At 39.3% G+C, this 17,536-nt stretch carries 19 protein-coding genes; 12 read left to right on the top strand and 7 right to left on the bottom strand.

The window, feature by feature from the left end; all coding sequences use genetic code 11:
• Positions 1-137: 137 nt before the first annotated feature.
• Positions 138-1,382 (bottom strand): sensor histidine kinase, encoded by a 1,245-nt coding sequence (locus MMU05_RS11715; RefSeq protein ID WP_241141869.1) that lies wholly within the window; start codon positions 1,380-1,382, stop codon positions 138-140.
• A 148-nt stretch (positions 1,383-1,530) separates the two neighbouring features.
• Here MMU05_RS11715 and MMU05_RS11710 point away from each other — a divergent pair, with 148 nt between their 5' ends.
• The gene (locus tag MMU05_RS11710) at positions 1,531-2,001 is read left to right on the top strand and encodes a Dps family protein (RefSeq protein WP_241141868.1); all 471 of its coding nucleotides are present in this window, start codon (positions 1,531-1,533) and stop codon (positions 1,999-2,001) included.
• Between the two features lie 60 nt (positions 2,002-2,061).
• Here the strand turns inward: MMU05_RS11710 and lipA are convergent, their stop codons facing one another.
• The gene (gene lipA / locus MMU05_RS11705; protein ID WP_241141867.1) at positions 2,062-2,940 is read right to left on the bottom strand and encodes a lipoyl synthase; all 879 of its coding nucleotides are present in this window, start codon (positions 2,938-2,940) and stop codon (positions 2,062-2,064) included.
• Positions 2,941-3,000: 60 nt separating this feature from the next.
• A complete protein-coding gene (locus MMU05_RS11700; RefSeq protein ID WP_241141918.1) occupies positions 3,001-3,729 on the bottom strand; it encodes a hypothetical protein in 729 nt (242 codons plus the stop codon).
• A 382-nt stretch (positions 3,730-4,111) separates the two neighbouring features.
• Between MMU05_RS11700 and MMU05_RS11695 the strand changes: the two genes are divergently transcribed.
• The 4 genes from MMU05_RS11695 to sdaAA all read left to right on the top strand — a co-directional run bounded on the left by MMU05_RS11695 (position 4,112) and on the right by sdaAA (position 7,951).
• Complete coding sequence (locus MMU05_RS11695; RefSeq protein ID WP_241141866.1) at positions 4,112-4,660, top strand: RNA polymerase sigma factor; 549 nt, start codon at positions 4,112-4,114, stop codon at positions 4,658-4,660.
• The gene (locus MMU05_RS11690) at positions 4,641-5,981 is read left to right on the top strand and encodes a hypothetical protein (protein ID WP_241141865.1); all 1,341 of its coding nucleotides are present in this window, start codon (positions 4,641-4,643) and stop codon (positions 5,979-5,981) included. The genes MMU05_RS11695 and MMU05_RS11690 overlap by 20 nt, the downstream gene beginning before the upstream one ends.
• 2 nt (positions 5,982-5,983) lie before the next feature.
• Positions 5,984-6,940 carry an FKBP-type peptidyl-prolyl cis-trans isomerase gene (locus MMU05_RS11685; RefSeq protein ID WP_241141864.1) on the top strand — a complete coding sequence of 319 codons (957 nt, stop codon included), beginning with the start codon at positions 5,984-5,986 and terminating at the stop codon, positions 6,938-6,940.
• A 102-nt stretch (positions 6,941-7,042) separates the two neighbouring features.
• Positions 7,043-7,951, top strand: coding sequence for an L-serine ammonia-lyase, iron-sulfur-dependent, subunit alpha (gene sdaAA, locus MMU05_RS11680; protein ID WP_241141863.1), 909 nt, complete (start codon positions 7,043-7,045; stop codon positions 7,949-7,951).
• Here the strand turns inward: sdaAA and MMU05_RS11675 are convergent.
• From MMU05_RS11675 to MMU05_RS11660, 4 genes are all read right to left on the bottom strand, one after another.
• Positions 7,940-8,398 (bottom strand): hypothetical protein, encoded by a 459-nt coding sequence (locus MMU05_RS11675; protein ID WP_241141862.1) that lies wholly within the window; start codon positions 8,396-8,398, stop codon positions 7,940-7,942. The two genes, sdaAA and MMU05_RS11675, sit on opposite strands and share 12 nt — an antisense overlap.
• Positions 8,395-9,318, bottom strand: coding sequence for a sodium:calcium antiporter (locus tag MMU05_RS11670; protein WP_241141861.1), 924 nt, complete (start codon positions 9,316-9,318; stop codon positions 8,395-8,397). Before MMU05_RS11670 ends, MMU05_RS11675 begins: the two co-directional genes overlap by 4 nt.
• Before the next feature lie 5 nt (positions 9,319-9,323).
• Positions 9,324-9,974, bottom strand: coding sequence for a uracil phosphoribosyltransferase (upp, locus tag MMU05_RS11665; protein WP_241141860.1), 651 nt, complete (start codon positions 9,972-9,974; stop codon positions 9,324-9,326).
• Positions 9,975-10,108: 134 nt separating this feature from the next.
• Positions 10,109-11,386, bottom strand: a complete 1,278-nt coding sequence (locus tag MMU05_RS11660; protein ID WP_241141859.1) for an OmpA family protein — start codon at positions 11,384-11,386, stop codon at positions 10,109-10,111.
• 166 nt (positions 11,387-11,552) lie between these two features.
• Here MMU05_RS11660 and MMU05_RS11655 point away from each other — a divergent pair, with 166 nt between their 5' ends.
• From MMU05_RS11655 to MMU05_RS11625, 7 genes are all read left to right on the top strand, one after another.
• Positions 11,553-12,464: a M20/M25/M40 family metallo-hydrolase gene (locus MMU05_RS11655; protein WP_241141858.1), complete on the top strand. Its 912-nt coding sequence runs from the start codon at positions 11,553-11,555 to the stop codon at positions 12,462-12,464.
• A gap of 84 nt (positions 12,465-12,548) precedes the next feature.
• A complete protein-coding gene (hpt, locus tag MMU05_RS11650) occupies positions 12,549-13,076 on the top strand; it encodes a hypoxanthine phosphoribosyltransferase (RefSeq protein WP_241141857.1) in 528 nt (175 codons plus the stop codon).
• Between the two features lie 27 nt (positions 13,077-13,103).
• Positions 13,104-13,676 (top strand): adenylate kinase, encoded by a 573-nt coding sequence (locus tag MMU05_RS11645; protein WP_241141856.1) that lies wholly within the window; start codon positions 13,104-13,106, stop codon positions 13,674-13,676.
• Between the two features lie 86 nt (positions 13,677-13,762).
• Positions 13,763-14,758, top strand: a complete 996-nt coding sequence (gene obgE / locus MMU05_RS11640; RefSeq protein WP_241141855.1) for a GTPase ObgE — start codon at positions 13,763-13,765, stop codon at positions 14,756-14,758.
• A gap of 74 nt (positions 14,759-14,832) precedes the next feature.
• Positions 14,833-15,408 (top strand): nucleotide exchange factor GrpE, encoded by a 576-nt coding sequence (locus tag MMU05_RS11635; RefSeq protein WP_241141854.1) that lies wholly within the window; start codon positions 14,833-14,835, stop codon positions 15,406-15,408.
• 9 nt (positions 15,409-15,417) lie between these two features.
• On the top strand, positions 15,418-16,524 hold the full coding sequence (gene dnaJ / locus MMU05_RS11630) for a molecular chaperone DnaJ (RefSeq protein ID WP_241141853.1): 1,107 nt from the start codon (positions 15,418-15,420) through the stop codon (positions 16,522-16,524).
• A gap of 79 nt (positions 16,525-16,603) precedes the next feature.
• The gene (locus tag MMU05_RS11625) at positions 16,604-17,491 is read left to right on the top strand and encodes a DUF4097 family beta strand repeat-containing protein (RefSeq protein ID WP_241141852.1); all 888 of its coding nucleotides are present in this window, start codon (positions 16,604-16,606) and stop codon (positions 17,489-17,491) included.
• The last annotated feature ends 45 nt before the right edge of the window (positions 17,492-17,536 follow it).

The following is a 17,536-nucleotide window of genomic DNA, read 5'->3' as shown; positions in this document are numbered from 1 at the left end:
TAGATATTCATTGATATTGGATATTGATGGATATTGATTTGGAAATTTACGCTTAGTGTGGTTCGAAAGCTGCCTGTAAATCCGAGAACAATTTTGAGTTAAGTCAAGAAAAGCTAACAAATACTTTGAATCCAAAATCAAACTTTTTGTCCCAAAAAATCTTCCTGTTTGAATCCCTGAATTCCTTCTTTGCTTCCGTGAAGGATAATTCTGAATGTGGTGCCAACACCCAATTCGGAATGTTTGACATAGACTTTTCCTTTGTGGTATCCTTCTATTATCCTTTTGGCGAGTGTTAATCCAAGTCCCCAACCTCTTTTTCTAGTCGTGAAACCGGGGTTAAAAACTTTTTTAAACATGCCTTTCTCCATGCCTTTTCCATTATCAGTGATGTCCACAAAGACGAATTTTTCGCTTTCCTTCACGATATCTATCGAAATACTCCCCTGCCCTTTCATGGCATCCACGGCATTTTTGACAATATTTTCGATCACCCATTCAAAAAGTGGTTTGTTCAACATCGCCTCGATATTGTCAGCATAACCGTTTACTTGTATGTCGACTTTGGTAGAAATCCTTGGTCTCAAATAATTTATAGCCTCATCCACTACCAAAAAAACGTTTTCGAGTTGGATAGAAGGTTTGCTTCCGATCGAACTGAATCGCTCAGTGACCATTCTTAATTTGACCACATCCTTGTCCATTTCCTGGATGACTTCTTTGTTTTCTTCCCAGATAGGTGAATTTTTGAGATAATCCATCCAAGCCATCAAAGAAGCAATAGGGGTTCCCAACTGATGGGCAGTTTCTTTTGTGAGGCCTGCCCATACACGGTTTTGTTCAGCGACTTTAGACTGGTTGAAAACAGCATAAGCCAAGACTCCAAACACCAAAATCACGGAAAGCTGCACGTAAGGATAGTATCTGAGGGATGTTAATAGCTCCGAGTTACGATAATAAATCAGAGAATCTTCGCTCACGATCGGTTCATATTCGGCTTTCATTTGGACAAGCTCTGCCCTTAATACTTTATCTATTTCCTCCTGATTTGCATCCTTTTTGAAACTTATATTCTTATGATCGACCGGATCTCCATCTGAGTTGACGACTATTACCGGAATCGAATTATTTTGTGTGATGATTTCTTGGGTGATAAAGCTGAGGTTATCTGTGTCAATGGAAGCACTTGATGCATATTCAAGTGCCCTTGCGAGTAATTCAATCTGACGTTTTTCCCTTTCTTTCAGTTCTTCAACCAAAATATTGGTATAGTAGATAGACCCAAAACTGATCACCACAGAACTGATAAAAATGAGCCATTTGATCCGGTTTTTGTTTTGGTAAAAATCCAAAATCCCTATATCCTGCAGTGTATTCCTCATTGGGTGTATTTATAATTGGTCAAAAGGTGTTGTAATAGAAAACTCGATTTTGCCATAGATATTATCAATCTGACAAAATTACTTATCCACCTTCTGTGGCTTCATTTTTGTGCATGTACTGATATAACTAACCATAAATATAAATATTATGAGCACAAACGATATCGGATTAGAAATAAAAGAAAGCAAGGTACTGGTGAAGAAATTGAATATCCTTTTGGCTAATTACCAAGTCTATTATCAAAACCTCAGGAATTTCCATTGGAATGTGTCAGGACCTAATTTTTTCGAGCTTCATGCCAAGTTTGAGGAGTTGTACAATGTAGCAAACCTTGGAGTGGACGAAACAGCGGAAAGAATTTTGACTTTGGGAGCTAGACCTTTTTCCTCCTACGAGGAGTACATTGAAAACTCTGAAATCAAGGAGGCCAAAAAAGTCCATGATTCTAAAAACATGGTAGAAATCGTCCGTGACAACTTGAACACCCTTTTGATGCTTGAAAGAGAAGCTTTGGAAGCAGCCACCGAACAAGGCGATGAGGGCACTGTTTCGTTGATGAGCGACTATATCACCGCCAAAGAAAAAACGGTGTGGATGCTGTCTGCATACCTCAGATAAAAAAATAACTCTTAAAAAGAAAAGAGGATGGGGTTAAGGCCTCATCCTCTTTTTTTATTTTTAGACATTCACATGTCTTTCGGCGTGGTAAGAAGATCTCACCAAAGGTCCCGATTCGACATATTTTATTCCTCTTTTCAATCCCTCTTCTTTATAATGGGCAAATAAATCCGGATGGATAAATTCTGCCACTTCGATATGCATTTTGGTAGGCTGCAGATATTGCCCTAGTGTCAGAATGTCACAGCCATGTGCGGCAAGATCGTCCATTGCTTTGTATACTTCTTCTTTTGCCTCACCAAGACCAAGCATAATTCCGGTTTTGGTTCTTTTACCATATTCTTTGGTCAATTTGATCTGTTCCAAAGATCGGCTATACTTTGCCTGCGGCCTCACCCTTCTATATAGCGTCTCAACGGTTTCCATATTATGGGAAACAACTTCCTGACCTCCGCTGATCATTCTATACAATGCCTCCCAATTTGACTTGACATCCGGGATCAGGGTTTCAATGGTAGTTTGAGGAGAAAGTCTTTTGGTCTCTACCACGGTCTGATACCATATCTCTGATCCTTTGTCTTTGAGTTCATCCCTGTTGACGGAAGTGATTACAGCATGTTTCACTCCCATCAGTTTAATGGCCTCAGCTACTCTTCTTGGTTCGTCGGTATCATACTCGGGCGGTCTTCCTGTGGCGACAGCACAAAAAGAGCAGGATCGCGTACAGACATTTCCCAATATCATGAAGGTCGCCGTCCCCGCACCCCAACATTCGCCCATATTTGGACAATTGCCGCTTTCGCAGATCGTGTGGAGTTTATGTTCGTCGACTAGTTTTCTAACTTTGGCATATTCCTTCCCAATGGGCAACTTCACCCTCAACCAATCAGGTTTTTTCCTTTTTGTTGCCTCTTCAGAAATTACAGGTAATTCGATCATGTTCTCGAGATTAAGAATGCGAAATTAAGTCCAAGGTATGAGTAAACCCAATAAAAGGGTCTATTTCCTGAACCCATAGAAAAACGTGAAGTAAACAGATTGAAATACCTGACGGTTTTCAACAGTGGGCATCAACGGGATTTCTTTGGTAAAACCTTCCAATTGGTATCCAAGTTCCAAACCAGTAACATTTGATTTGAATACTCCGAACTCAAAAAGTACGGCTGCTTTTGCATTACCGCCAAAAGCGACCTGGGATTGGCCGATCCCTTCGAAGAGTCTGCCGGGACCTAAAATATTAAACCTGCTTTGATGCACTTCAGGATCATATTGCTCTCTGACAGTTTCTAGCCTATTGACCGCATACTCAATGTAATAAGGAGCGATGATACCGATCGTGGGACCAATTGCTCCCAATAGCGATACCTGAACCCCTTGTTGTGGTGCTTTTTTGAATACAATCACTTCCCTCCCATAATATGGCCGGATGGAATAGAGATAATTAGATTTTCCAAAAATGTAGGAATTGCCCAATACCGTATTGTACCTGACTTCTTTTGGGTTTTTGACATTGACCAAATCAAGCCCAAAAAACTGGAAATTTGTCTCATCTATCCGGTACCCCATCTTCAAAACAAACCCACCAATCAATCCGCCGTTGGTATTTTTATTGATACCAAAAAGCACTTCTCTGTCATATTCGTAATTCCCCGCATCTTCTCTTTGGCCAAAAGAAAAAGTAGCCGAAAACAAAAGAAAGAAGGTAGAGATTAAGGTGATTCTTCTCATCATAAATTGGTTAACAATTAAACGGAGACTTTTGAAGTAAGTTTTTAACCAAATATAAAAGTAAGGGTTTAAGGCAATGATAAAAATTCTTCCATAAAGAATTCTTTTTATTAAAAATTCGACCAAAATTATTTGAGAACGATAAGAGTATTCTAAATCCCAAATTTCGAAACAATTACCTTTCAGCGCACTTGAGGTAATTTTTCCCTGATTATTAGATTTATCTTTGCCCATCGGGAATAAAAACAGGCTGAACCTTCTTTTCGTAAGGAATAAATGAATTTAGCATAAAATCAAAAAGCCGACATTTTTTTTGCCTGATGTCGCATTAATCCATCAATAGCCGTCTTCAAAAAGAAGGCTTATGTAAAAGCAATAATCTTTGGAAAAACACCTCATCCAAGAAGCCAAAAATGGAGACAGAAAATCCATAGAACTGCTTTATAAGCAATTCTATGGATATGCCATGAGTGTTGCTTTGAGGTATTCAAATTCAAGGGAGGAAGCTTGCGAAATCATCAATGACAGCTTTATAAAAGCCTTTGACAAGCTAGGTAATTATGATCCCCAAAACTCCTTTAAAGGTTGGCTGAGACGGATATTGATCAATACATCCATTGATTATTATCGGAAAAACAGCAAACATACCGCAATGATGGACATAGAAAAAGCGGATACCGAAACCCTCGAAGCGGATATAATCGACCGGCTTTCTGCAGAGGACATACTCGGAATATTAAGGGAACTTCCAGAAATCCTCAGGATTATCTTCAATATGTATGAAATAGAAGGGTATTCGCACAACGAAATCAGTGAACAATTGGGAATCCCTTCGAGCACTTCAAGGACCTATTTGGCCAGGGCAAAGAAAAAACTTCGAGAAAAAATCCAGGAGCTAAATCAAATCAAAAATGAGGGAGCAATTCGATAAAAAACTTGTAAACAAAATCAAATCCTCCTTCAAGGAAATGGAGGGGGAATTTGATGCTTCAGAATGGGATAAATTTTCCAAAATCTATTTCAGGAAAGAAGCAAAACCAAAATTGCTTTGGGTGAAGTGGGTTTCCGGTATTGCTGCGGCAATTCTTCTCGGATTCTCATTGAATGCCATTCTACAACCTACCCAAACTTCACCCACTGAAGATCAAAATCTGATCACCGAAACCCGAAAAGATACTCCAATAAAAAAAGAGAATATCGAATCAAGAGGAAAAGTCTCTATTCCTCCACCTTCGGCTACTACAACTATTCAACCTGATTCCCCTGAACTGGCTGAAAAGCCAAAAACCAATGGCAAAGGGAACTTCGGAAATTCTCCTTCTCCAAAACCGGGTTCAAAGGATGCAGCAAAAAATCTAGCTTTTATTCCTGAACGGATCGAAAAAACCATCTTGCCTGAAAATCAAACTTCAGAAAAAACAGAAATCTTGCTTTCACCAAGTACGGATTTGATTGCAAAAAAAGAAGTTGAACAAATGACACAACAGGAAGCAATCGAACAAATCCAGGAATGGAAAGGAGAAAATACTTTGGCCTCTACAGAAAATGAAATCCAGAAAGAGGCGCTTGCCAAAGAACCTATGAAATTGGGCGTCATGGTAGCCCCACAAACCATCTCCAATTCTACCCAAAGCTTAAATTTGGGAGCAGGTTTGATGTCGGAATTCTCTTTCTCTAAAAAACTCAAACTTGATGTGGGAATGGCCTTTGCGAGACAAAACATTTCTCCTTCTTCTGGAGGAGGAAATTACTTATCGGCTAATGTTTCGAATAACGCCGATGCCCAAAACTTAAAAGCATCCGCATTTACAGGAAATGTCATCAACACCTCCAGAGAATTGAGTTTCGGCCAACTTGATATTCCCATCAACCTAAAATACAAAGTGATGGACAAAAAGGAATCAGACATTTACTTAATTTCGGGATTGTCCAATATGTTCTACCTCAATCAGCAGGATGTCACCACTTTCAGCACTGCCAATCTAGCAACAGCTAACTTTGTAAGCAACCAACAAATGGTAAACACCTTTACCCAAACCATAGTGCCTGATTCACAGTCCAGTGGAATTAACACCGGAAGGATGGTGAATTTTGGTGTGGGATTTGAACAAAATCTTAAAAATGGGACATTCCTTTCGATAGAACCATTTTATAAATTGCCCTTGGGCAATCAGACCTTTACCAACCAACAATTCTCCATGGGGGGAATAAATCTTAGAATGAATTTTCAATTAAAAACTAAAAAAGAATAAAAATGAGTAGAAAAATTGTCTTACCGGTGCTGATTGGACTGCTATTTGGAATTGCAGGTTGTTTTCCAGAAGTTGAGTCAGATTTACAGAATGCGATCGATAGAGATGACAGGTTGTTAGCGGATTATCTTTCCCGAAATAATATTGATGCCACAGAGACACAATTGGGTTATTTTTATAAAAAAATCATTCCAAATGAAACCGGCAATCAAATCATAAACAATGACATCATTGGGGTGTATTATGAAATCAGGACAATTGATGGTCAGTTGATTGAAAACTATACTGATGAATCCAAGAGTCCAAAAATCTACAAACATACCGAAGGGGGATTGATTCCAAGAGCCATTAATTTTGCTTCCGGGCTAGCCAAAGTAGGAGAAACTTTTAGCCTATATATCCCATCGTACCTTGCCTATCAAGAATATAACTACCAACAATTGATCCTTCCAAACTCCAATCTCGTGGTGAAAGTGAAATATGCAGAAACCTATACCAACGCTGAAATCAAGGAAATGGAGGAAGAAATGATTTTAGATTACATCTCTGAAAAAAACCTAGAAGGGTTCGTAAAAACAGCAGACAGTATTTATGTCAAAACTGTCAAAGAAGGGGAGGCAGAAAGCAAAGTCGCTACAAATAGAGATGAAATCAGGTTCACCTACAAAATCCTCCAACTTGATAGTGAGAATCCTATTGCCCAATCCACAGGAAATACGCCGTTTCAAATTATGCTTGGAAGTGAATCAAATCCCGGGTTTTTGAATCTAAGCCTAAAAGGATTGAAAAAAGGACAAGAAATCGAGGTAATAATCCCTTCCCGACTTGGGTTTGGATTAACTGCCCAGGTTTTTCCCTTCTCAATAAGAAAAGATTTGTTTGATAAGGGTTATATTACTCAAATTGCAAGACCCTTTGAACCCATCATTTTCAAAGTGGCTGTGACCGATATCAAGTAAACATCGACTCATAGAATTTGAGCCCCCATTGTAGAATAGTGGGGGCTTTTGTTTTATAAGATAGTTTGTTCAAATTTGTCTATACCGTACCCAAAAGATTTTATGCGTTTTTTATTTGATAGTTTCGTTGGATGGAAATCCCATTGTGAGAATAACCAGATCAGTTTGCATCAGGCTGTCATTGACTATGAGATTTCTCAAAAAAACAGTGTTCCGGAAGATATTTATCAAGGCTTACAGCAGGCTTACGACGTCATGAAGGAGGCTGTGGATACTGGCTTGAGTGCAGATATGACCTCAAGATCAGGAATGATTAATAATGGAGCAAAGAAAGTTTATAACCACCCACTTACCGTCTTATCTGTTGATTTTCAGAAGCTGATTTCTAGAGCCTTGGCGGCTAAAGAGGTAAATTCTTGTATGGGAAGGGTTGTTGCAGCACCTACGGCAGGGGCATCCGGAATACTGCCCGGCGTACTTTATACCCTTCAGGAAATACATGGATTGGAAGATAAAAAAATCTTGGAAGGATTATTGGTTGGCGCTGGAATCGCCTTGATCATCGAGCAAAAAGCGAGTTTGGCAGGTGCTGTCGGAGGCTGTCAGGCAGAAACAGGGTCAGCGGCAGCAATGGCCTCAGGAGCAATTGTGTATTGTTTGGGCGGGTCAATTGACCAAGTGTTCAATGCTGTTGCAATCACTATACAATGCATGCTTGGTCTGGTTTGCGACCCTGTTGCAGGACTTGTGGAAGTCCCCTGTGTGGTTAGAAACGCAAGTGCTGCAGCAATTGCCTTCAGTTCTGCTCAAATCGCCATAGCATCCGTCAGTTCAGTTATTCCTGTGGATGAATGCATCGAGGCAATGGGAGAAATCGGCTCAAGTATGGAAAGTAGGTATAAAGAGACCGCTATGGGAGGATTAGCTGCTACCTTGACAGGTCAAGAAATCTCAAAGAGGGTTTTGATCCAGGATATCGAAATTTTACCGGATGAGCACTCACCGGAGTAATGTATCAAAGAATGGAATGCTCAATATCCAATTAATGGATCCACCTAGAAGGAGCGCCCAAAAGAACCCACTGATTGACATATAAAGGATAATTTTCCTTCTATCCACATTAAATGCGTTCATGACTATCGAACCTCCAATTGGAGTTAGAAAAATAGGTGTAAAAACCGCTACTCCAACAGGTCCGAACTTTCTCCAAACACGTACAATTTTTCTGGATTTAGGCGAAAATCTTTTTCTATTAGGAGATATTCTAAGATTCCAATAAGATTTAAACCAATCTCCTATGTATGTAACAGTGATAACCGTTGTCATCATCCCTCCCACCGAAACAAGAACTATCTCTCCTAAAGAGAAACCTGCAGCAGCACCCAAAACAGGGCCTGATATAAATTTAAAGAGGCATGCAAGGTAAATCCCCAGAAACTTCCAGATATAACTTGTCATAAAATGATGAAAATGTATGTACAATAGGCTGCAAAGAGAAACACACCCTCTATTCTTGAAACCCTATCACCTGACCTCAAAATCGGAAATAATACAATCGTCAATCCCAACATCCAATAAAAATCTAGGTTGAGAAATCCTTCAGAAACAGGGATAGGACTAATGGCAGCAGTTGCTCCAATAATGGCCAGAATATTCATAATGTTACTCCCAAGGATATTCCCTATAGCGATATCTGTTTTTTTGTTTAAGGCTGCGATTATAGAAGTAGCCATCTCCGGCAAACTTGTACCGATAGCAATGACTGTTATTCCAATGATTCTTTCGCTTACTCCAAAAATGGAAGCAATTTCAATCGAACTTTCAACGAACAAATCTGCCCCATAATAAAGTCCGAAAATTCCTAAAATCAGGAATGATATAGACTTCCATTTTGGCAATGGTAAAATCAAATCGGCTACTAATTCATTGAGATCTACTTTTCCTAATTTAAAAAAAAAATAAATATTGATCAAAATCAGAATCAAAAGAAGAAGAAATCCTTCAAATCTCGAGATGATGCCGTTTAAAGAAAGGAAATAGAAAATTAATGAACTACTAATTAGAACAATATAATCTACCTTAAATACGGAGGAGCTGATCTTGATCGGAAAAACAATGGCACTGATTCCCAAAACCAGAGAAATATTTGCAATATTAGAACCAATAACATTTCCTATGGAAATGTCACCTTTCCCGTCAAGGGCAGCATTTAAACTTACGAGTAATTCCGGTGCGGACGTACCAAAAGCAACAATTGTAAGTCCGATAAAGCCTTGACTCAACCCTAAATTTAATGCCAACGAAGAAGCTCCATCGACTAAAAGCTTTCCACCGCCAAGGAGGATCAATAGGCCGATGCATAAAAATAAGTAAACCATATTTCTTAAATTTTATTTCCGAAACAAAGATCTCCTGCATCTCCAAGGCCCGGAATGATATAGGATTGATCATTAAGACATTCATCCAAAGAGCATATCCATAATTGATAAGGTTGCTTAATACTGGCTTTTAAAAATTCAATCCCTTCAGGTGCGGCAATCACGCTAACAATATGAATTTCTTTAGGATTGCCTATTAAAAGTAAATTTTCAATAGTTTTCACGATAGATTTTCCGGTGGCTAGCATTGGATCAATCAGTATCAAGGTCTTATTATTGATATCAGGGGTTGCTTGGTACAAATACTCAACTTCCACTTTAGGATCACCGACTTGTTCTTCCTTTCTAAACGCACCAATAAATCCGCTATCGGCTTGGTCAAAAAAATTTAAAAATCCTTGATAAAATGGAAGTGCTGCCCTAAGGATGGCAATCAAAATGGGCTGTTCGAGAATTAAATTCGATTTTTTTTTACCTAAAGGTGAAGAAATGACAATCTCTGAAAAATCAAATGCTTTGGAAACCTCATAGGCCATCACCTCACCCAATCTTTCTAAGTTTCTACGGAATTTCAATCGGTCATTTTGAAGGGTTTCATTTCTGAGTTCGGCAAGAAAATGGTTTGCAATACTGTTTTTATCTTCTAAAATAAACATATCAAAAGAATTTAAATTCGGCAGAATCAAATATCGTAATAATACCTATAACCAAAATGCTTTGGATTTGAAATTTAAATCAAAAAAAAAGCCCGATTCCTAGAACCGGGCTTTTCGTATTATGATTTTAATTATTATTTCACTTCGAAACTTGCTCTTCTAGACAATTGTCTAGCGTCAGCAGAGTTCTTGTCTACACTTGTATCTTCTCCGTAGCCTTTATGAGAAAGTCTAGAAGCATCTATACCTGAAGCAATCAATAGGTCATAGACAGCTTTAGCTCTTCTTTCAGACAACTTCATGTTGTAATCTTCAGGACCTAATTCGTCAGCAAAACCTTTTACTTCTAGTTTAACTCCCGGATTTCTCTTCAAGAAATTGGATACGAAGTTTACAGCAGAGGCAGAGAAACCAAGTGGCTTAGCTGAATCAAATGCGTAGTAAACATTTACGTAGTTTTCATTAATTGCCCTTTTGAAGAAGTCAATTTCTTCTTTAACTTGTTCGATTGGGCAACCGTTGTTAGAAGCAGGACCTGGAGCAAATGGACATTTATCCAAATGATCAGGGATTCCATCACCGTCAGAATCAATTGTTCTACCGTTCGAATCTACTCTTGCTCCGCCTGGAGTATTAGGTTCTTTGTCAAGGTAATCAGGAATACCGTCGCCGTCAGAATCTTTCAACATATCTTTGATCTCACCGATTTGTTGAGCCAATTCAGCTTTGGTTGCATATTTATCAGCTTCAACATACCAGTCAGCATGAGTTGCTCCTTTACCAAGGTAGAATGTCAGACCTAGGGTTCCGGTCCACCAAGTACCATTTGTACCATAGTATCCAGGATCTGTGGGACCGATGTTGGTGTTTCCATCAAATGTAACTGTCTGCCTTCCATTGAGAATTGTGCTTACGTCACCTGTAAGGGCGATTCTTTCGCTCAGTTTAACCTGACCGGTAAGTCCTACAATGAAGTTATAAACATTATCGTTGAAAGTAATTGGAGGTCCATCATGACGAACTTGACCAATACCAGCACCGAAATGTCCTAACAAATTCACCTTCCTAGTGAAAGATTCCCACTTCATTATTCTACCCAAGTTCGCTACCCCTTGAAGATTAAGTCTGTAGTAACTAGTAGAAAATGCAGGATTGTTGTCTTTTCCAGATTCACTGAATGAACCTAGACCATAGTCCAATTTTGCACCGAATTTGTCATTGAACATATACCTAACACCAAAGTCGACGTGACCAAGATTTAGTGTAGGTGAATAAAATCCAGGAGACAACGGGGCCATAGGTTTGTTAAAACCTCCATTGAGTTCTAAAGACCACTTGTTATAGTCGTCTTGGGCGTTAACTCCTAAAGCTAAACAGCCCGCCATAATTGTAGATAGTAATATTTTTTTCATAATAAAAAATTTTTTGTTCAGATTTTTAGGTGTTTAATTGATTTGACTGCAAATTTATAAACTTTTAACTATTCACAAATGTATATTAATATTTTAAAACTATACCAAAATTCTTTTTGATTTTTAATGAATTTACAATTAAAATCGATGTGAAATACATTATCCCATGACAAAATTACTATTTGATCTCTTAAATACAAGCAGTGTCTCCGGAAATGAAACTGCCATGACTGAATTTCTAATTGATCATATTCACAAACGGAAAAACTCGTGGAAGGTTCAGCCTGAAATCTTTTTTGGGGACAAATTGCATGATTGTCTGTTACTTAAATTTGGAAATCCAAAAGGCGCTGTCTTTGCACATATGGATACTATTGGGTTTTCCACACGTTATGAAAACCAACTAGTACCCATCGGCGGACCAGAAATCGAAGATGGTATAAGACTTACAGGGGAAGATAGCCTAGGTCCCATTTCATGCAAAATAATTTTGGATGATGATCTTGTTTTTCATGATTTCCCAAGAGCAATTGACAGGGGAACCCTTCTTTCATACGAGCAGTCCATTATTTTAGATAATGAATTTATCCAAGCAGCATACTTAGACAACCGGCTTGGAATATATAATTGCTTAAAATTATGCGAGGAATTGGAAAATGGTTGGGTAGTTTTTTCCACTTATGAAGAACACGGGGGAGGAAGTGTCCCATTTCTACTCAGATTTATCCAAGAAGTGGCACCGATTACGTTTGCGCTGATTTCAGATATTACTTGGATCACAGAAGGTGTACGACATCATCAAGGGGTGGCCGTTTCGTTGAGAGATCGATTCATTCCCCGAAAAAAATTTTTGGACAAAATATTGACTCTTGCAAACGAAAGCGGCATCCCTTATCAATTAGAGGTCGAGGGAAGTGGCGGCAGTGATGGCAGGGAAATCCAATTGTCTGCTTACCCGATTGACTGGTGTTTTATCGGTGCAGCAGAAGACAATGTACACACACCTTATGAAAAGGTTTCTTTAAAAGATCTTCAAAACATGATTGACCTTTACAAATATTTGATGAAGCGATTATAGGATTAGCAATTAATTAGATGGAGAGGAATCTTTTTTTTTTATATTTGCCGTGCCCTTGAATAAAGGGCATTTTTATTTGATCTTATGATATCAATTAAAGACAAAGTATTTGTTCCTTATATTACAGCTAATTCACTCCAACAACGTGTGGCAGAGATTGGTGCTGAAATTTCCAGGGATTTCAAAGGGGATTGCCCTGTTTTGATTGGTGTCCTCAATGGTTCTTTTGTATTTCTTTCAGATCTTGCAAAAAGTATTTCCATACCGATTGAGGTAAGCTTTGTCAAAGTTTCTTCTTATTCAGGGACGAATTCTACCGGTGAGGTCAAAAACCTTCTTGGATTGGACATTGAATTGAATAACAGGTCTGTGATAATCGTAGAGGATATCATTGATACAGGGTTGAGCATGAAACATCTCCTTGAGATGGTTCAAAGGAAAAACCCAAAAAAGCTAGCTGTTGCAACGCTTCTATTAAAACCAGAAGCCCTTACACATCCCCTCAAAGTGAGTTACATAGGCTTCGAAATCCCTAATAAATTTGTAGTCGGTTATGGAATGGACTTTGATGGATTAGGGCGAAATCTACCTGAACTTTATCAGTTGAAATAATTATAAACATATTAAGAGAAACAGAATATGCTCAACATTGTCTTATTTGGCCCTCCGGGGGCAGGCAAAGGAACCCAAAGCGAAAATATAATCTCAAAATACAAGCTGACCCATTTATCGACGGGAGATTTATTCAGAAAGCATCTTGGAGAAGGAACAGAGCTTGGAAAACTTGCGCGAAAATATATGGATGAAGGCAGACTTGTCCCTGACGAAGTGGTCATCGGCATGGTGGATGACAAAATAGCAAATACTCCGGGGACTAATGGTTTTATTTTTGACGGATTTCCCAGGACTGTCGCACAAGCCGAGGCATTGGATAAGCTTATGGAGAAGAACTCCATTGAAATTTCAGGCATGATCGCACTAGATGTGGCAGAAGATATATTAAAGGAAAGAATAAGGGAAAGAGGAAAAACCTCAGGTAGGACAGATGACCAGGATGAATCCAAGATTGCTACAAGGATTAAGGTATATCTAGATGAGACCCTTCCTGTGGCGCAATACTATGAAAAACAGGGAAAATTCACCAAAATAAATGGCGTCGGCACCATCGAAGGCATCTTTACTGACATTACTAAAGTCATCGACCAATACTAAATACTGAATATTTCTTACCTTTGCGGGGAAGATTATCCGGCTAAGCCTTCAAGCTTAGCTTTTTTTGTTTAAAACACATAGAAAAAGTGGCAGAAACCAACTTTATAGATTACGTAAAATTCTGCTCCAGATCAGGTGCCGGAGGAGCAGGTTCGGTACATTTTCGAAGAGAAAAGCACGTGCCGAAAGGTGGCCCTGACGGCGGGGATGGTGGCAGAGGAGGTCATATCATATTGAAAGGAAGCACCCAGGTGTGGACTTTGCTCCATTTGAAATATAAAAAACACGTCATCGCTGAAGAAGGAAAAGGTGGAGAAGGAGGAAGAAGAAAAGGAAGAGACGGGAAAGATGTTATCCTAGAAGTCCCGCTGGGGACCATTGCCAAAGACGCTGAGACTTTTGAGACAAGATTTGAAATAACTGAAGAAGGACAGGAAGTAATCCTAACAAAGGGCGGAAGAGGGGGATTGGGAAATGACCACTTCAAAACAGCAACCAACCAGGCACCTCATTTTGCGCAGCCCGGAGAGGAAGGAATAGAAGAATGGATCATACTTGAGCTCAAGTTATTGGCAGATGTCGGTTTGGTTGGATTTCCAAACGCAGGAAAATCAACCCTTCTTTCCAGTATTTCTGCTGCCAAACCTGAAATCGGAGATTATCCTTTTACCACCTTGGTACCCAACCTAGGTGTAATTCCCTATAGGAATGAAAAATCTTTCGTAATGGCAGATATTCCCGGAATCATAGAAGGCGCTGCTGAAGGAAAAGGACTTGGCCTGAGGTTTTTGAGACATATAGAGCGAAATTCCATCCTGTTATTTATGATTCCTGCCGACTCAGACAATATCAAAAACCAATACAAAATACTACTTGGTGAACTTCAAAAATACAATCCGGAATTGTTGGACAAGAAGAGATTGTTGGCCATTACAAAAGCTGACATGTTAGATGATGAACTGATGGACCAAATGAAAAAAGAAGTTCCCAAAGACCTTGATTCGATTTTTATATCAGCGGTTTCAGGGTACAACCTTGACAAACTCAAAGATATGCTTTGGCAGGCTATCACCATCCAATAAATGCCAAGTTGTCAGTTTAGAGCCCTTGGCAAACAAATTGATAGAAAATTAAAAGTCAAATTTTGAGATAAATAATGGAGGACAAAGAAATATTCAATGAGGATCCGATCACATCCCAAGAACATGGTGTGCAAGAGGAGCAGATTGTAAATGATGATCAAAAAGAATATTCTGAAAATTCAGCAAAACCAAAAGCTTCCCAAGAAGACAAATTGGTCAAAGAAGTTGCAGAATTGAAGGACAAATATTTGCGACTTTACTCTGAGTTTGAAAATTACAGGAGGAGAACGGCAAAAGAACGTCTGGATCTGATCAAAACAGCTTCTGAAGATTTGATGACAGAAATCCTTCCCGTAGTCGACGACTTTGAAAGGGCCTTCAAAGCCCATCAAAATGAAACAGACGCTTCAAAAGTAAGAGAAGGGAACCAGCTTGTGTTCCACAAGCTAGTAAGAATATTGGAGCAAAAAGGACTAAAATCCATGGAAAACCTAGCAGGAAAACCATTTGATGCAGAGACTCAGGAAGCTATCACCCAAATAGCTTCACCCGATGGAGAGATGAAAGGGAAAGTCATTGATGTCATTGAAAACGGATACACCCTTGGTGATAAAGTCATCAGGTTTGCCAAAGTAGTAATTGGAGCTTAAGAAAGTAATATGGCAAAAAGAGATTATTATGAAATATTAGGGGTAACAAAAAGTGCAACTCCTGAAGAAATAAAAAAAGCTTACCGAAAGCTCGCAATCCAATACCATCCGGATAAAAATCCTGACAATCCCGAAGCTGAAGACAAATTCAAAGAAGCAGCGGAAGCTTATGAGGTTTTGAGTAATGCAGAAAAGAAGCAACGCTACGATCAGTTTGGTCATCAGGGTCTTGGAGGCAATGGTGGATACAGCGGCGGTGGAATGAACATGGAGGATATCTTTTCCCAATTTGGAGACATATTTGGAGGAGGTGGATTTGATTCGTTTTTTGGTGGAGGAAGAGGTGGCCGAAGGGTAAAAAAAGGCACCAATCTCAGGGTTAAACTGAAGATGAACCTCAAAGAAATAGCCAACGGAGTAGAGAAGAAAATCAAAGTAAAACGCCATGTTTTGGCAGATGGAGTTACCTTCAAAACCTGCTCGACCTGCCAGGGTTCAGGTCAGATCAAAAAGGTAGTGAATACGATGCTTGGCCAGATGGTCTCTACCAGCACTTGCCATGTCTGCGGCGGCAACGGCCAGATTGTGGACAAAAAGCCTGCTGATGCTGATATCAGAGGACTTATTCTCAAAGAAGAAGTCATATCGATCAACATTCCCGCAGGTGTGGCGGACGGCATGCAGCTCAGTATGTCAGGTAAAGGCAACGAAACTGCAGGTGGCGTTCCCGGTGATTTATTGATCGTCATCGAGGAGATCGAGGATGAAGTGCTTCAAAGAAATGGGAATGACGTCATATTTGAATTGTACGTGAGCTTTATTGATGCGGCACTCGGCTCCCAAATCGAGGTTCCAACTATTGAAGGAAAAGTCAAAATCAAGCTTGATCCCGGAACCCAAAGCGGTAAAATGTTGAGATTGAAAGGAAAAGGAATAAAAGATATCAATGGATATAGCAGAGGTGATCAACTGATCCAAGTAAATGTCTGGACACCGAAACAGCTTTCAAAAGACGAACGCCAGATTTTGGAAAATTTGAAAAATTCAGAAAACTTCATGCCTGATCCAGGAAAATCCGAGAAAAGCTTCTTTGATAAGATGAAAGAATTTTTCTAAAAAACTTGCAGCCGGATTAAAATCCGGCTTTTTTTATACCTTTAATAACCTTTTAAATTGATCGCCGTAACCTAACCGTATGTTGAACAGATTTTGCTTACTAATTGGATTGGTTCTAGGGAGTACGTCTTGGTCCGATGCCCAAATTACTAAGGAGTTCAAAGTCGAGGAAAAAAACGGCTATAATCTTGTCCACCTGGATTTCAATGTTTATAAAGGTATCTCTGAAATCAAAAGAGATCAAATAGACGGACCTCTGACGATACACTCTGAACTCAATAAGGTAAACATTCTTCCTTCATTCTCTTATCGGATCAAGGACGGGATTCTTTTTACGAATCTTTCCCACAGGAATGTCGAGTCTGAAAACCTCGGAAAAAGTCTTTCTTACAAGCTCTTTTCAAGCTCGAACGAGGACTTTGACCACAAATGGGATGTGGGGCTGAATTCCCACAATCTCTATAATCTACATTTTTACTTTGGAATTGGGTTAGCCACTTTTGATTTGTCTCATTTGCCGATTTCCAATTGTCAGATCAAATCCACAAGTGCGGACATAAAGTTGGATTACAGTAAGAATTTTGCCAATTCAGTAAAAATGGATACACTTTCCGTTTCCATCAATATGGGTAACCTGGAAGCAAAAAACCTCAACTTCACCAATGCCAAAGAAATGATTTTCGAGTCGAATTACGGCACTTTGGACCTTTCCTTCACTGATAAAATGTCAGAATCTTGCAATATCAAAGCTATGGTTGGCGTCGGGAAAGTCAATCTCCAGTTGCCCAATGAAAATCATGCCTACATTTTGAAAATCACCTCCACTCCAATGTGTAGAACCTACATCCCGAAGTACCTAAAAGACCTAGGCAACAATACCTATGTGAGTAAAGCCTATAGAGAAAACAGCGAAAACCTGATGAGTTTTACCATTGATGTTTCTGTAGGTTCGGTCACGATTAAGTAAGGCGTCAAACCGGATTTTTTTTCTACTTTTAGCAAAACACACTCA

The sequence above is a fragment of the Cognataquiflexum rubidum genome, from assembly GCF_022538115.1.
GTDB classification, from domain to species: domain Bacteria; phylum Bacteroidota; class Bacteroidia; order Cytophagales; family Cyclobacteriaceae; genus Cognataquiflexum; species Cognataquiflexum rubidum.
Note: the sequence above shows the minus strand (reverse complement) of the source record. Positions and strands in the feature narration are given on the sequence as shown.

Coding starts and splice junctions, on each gene's coding strand:
- sdaAA (WP_241141863.1), top strand. CDS start 7,043: ATGCGTTTTTTATTTGATAGTTTCGTTGGATGGAAATCCCATTGTGAG.
- MMU05_RS11715 (WP_241141869.1), bottom strand. CDS start 1,382: ATGAGGAATACACTGCAGGATATAGGGATTTTGGATTTTTACCAAAAC.
- MMU05_RS11710 (WP_241141868.1), top strand. CDS start 1,531: ATGAGCACAAACGATATCGGATTAGAAATAAAAGAAAGCAAGGTACTG.
- upp (WP_241141860.1), bottom strand. CDS start 9,974: ATGTTTATTTTAGAAGATAAAAACAGTATTGCAAACCATTTTCTTGCC.
- MMU05_RS11690 (WP_241141865.1), top strand. CDS start 4,641: ATGAGGGAGCAATTCGATAAAAAACTTGTAAACAAAATCAAATCCTCC.
- MMU05_RS11645 (WP_241141856.1), top strand. CDS start 13,104: ATGCTCAACATTGTCTTATTTGGCCCTCCGGGGGCAGGCAAAGGAACC.
- MMU05_RS11685 (WP_241141864.1), top strand. CDS start 5,984: ATGAGTAGAAAAATTGTCTTACCGGTGCTGATTGGACTGCTATTTGGA.
- dnaJ (WP_241141853.1), top strand. CDS start 15,418: ATGGCAAAAAGAGATTATTATGAAATATTAGGGGTAACAAAAAGTGCA.
- MMU05_RS11700 (WP_241141918.1), bottom strand. CDS start 3,729: ATGAGAAGAATCACCTTAATCTCTACCTTCTTTCTTTTGTTTTCGGCT.
- MMU05_RS11675 (WP_241141862.1), bottom strand. CDS start 8,398: ATGACAAGTTATATCTGGAAGTTTCTGGGGATTTACCTTGCATGCCTC.
- MMU05_RS11660 (WP_241141859.1), bottom strand. CDS start 11,386: ATGAAAAAAATATTACTATCTACAATTATGGCGGGCTGTTTAGCTTTA.
- MMU05_RS11625 (WP_241141852.1), top strand. CDS start 16,604: ATGTTGAACAGATTTTGCTTACTAATTGGATTGGTTCTAGGGAGTACG.
- lipA (WP_241141867.1), bottom strand. CDS start 2,940: ATGATCGAATTACCTGTAATTTCTGAAGAGGCAACAAAAAGGAAAAAA.
- MMU05_RS11635 (WP_241141854.1), top strand. CDS start 14,833: ATGGAGGACAAAGAAATATTCAATGAGGATCCGATCACATCCCAAGAA.
- MMU05_RS11670 (WP_241141861.1), bottom strand. CDS start 9,318: ATGGTTTACTTATTTTTATGCATCGGCCTATTGATCCTCCTTGGCGGT.
- hpt (WP_241141857.1), top strand. CDS start 12,549: ATGATATCAATTAAAGACAAAGTATTTGTTCCTTATATTACAGCTAAT.
- MMU05_RS11655 (WP_241141858.1), top strand. CDS start 11,553: ATGACAAAATTACTATTTGATCTCTTAAATACAAGCAGTGTCTCCGGA.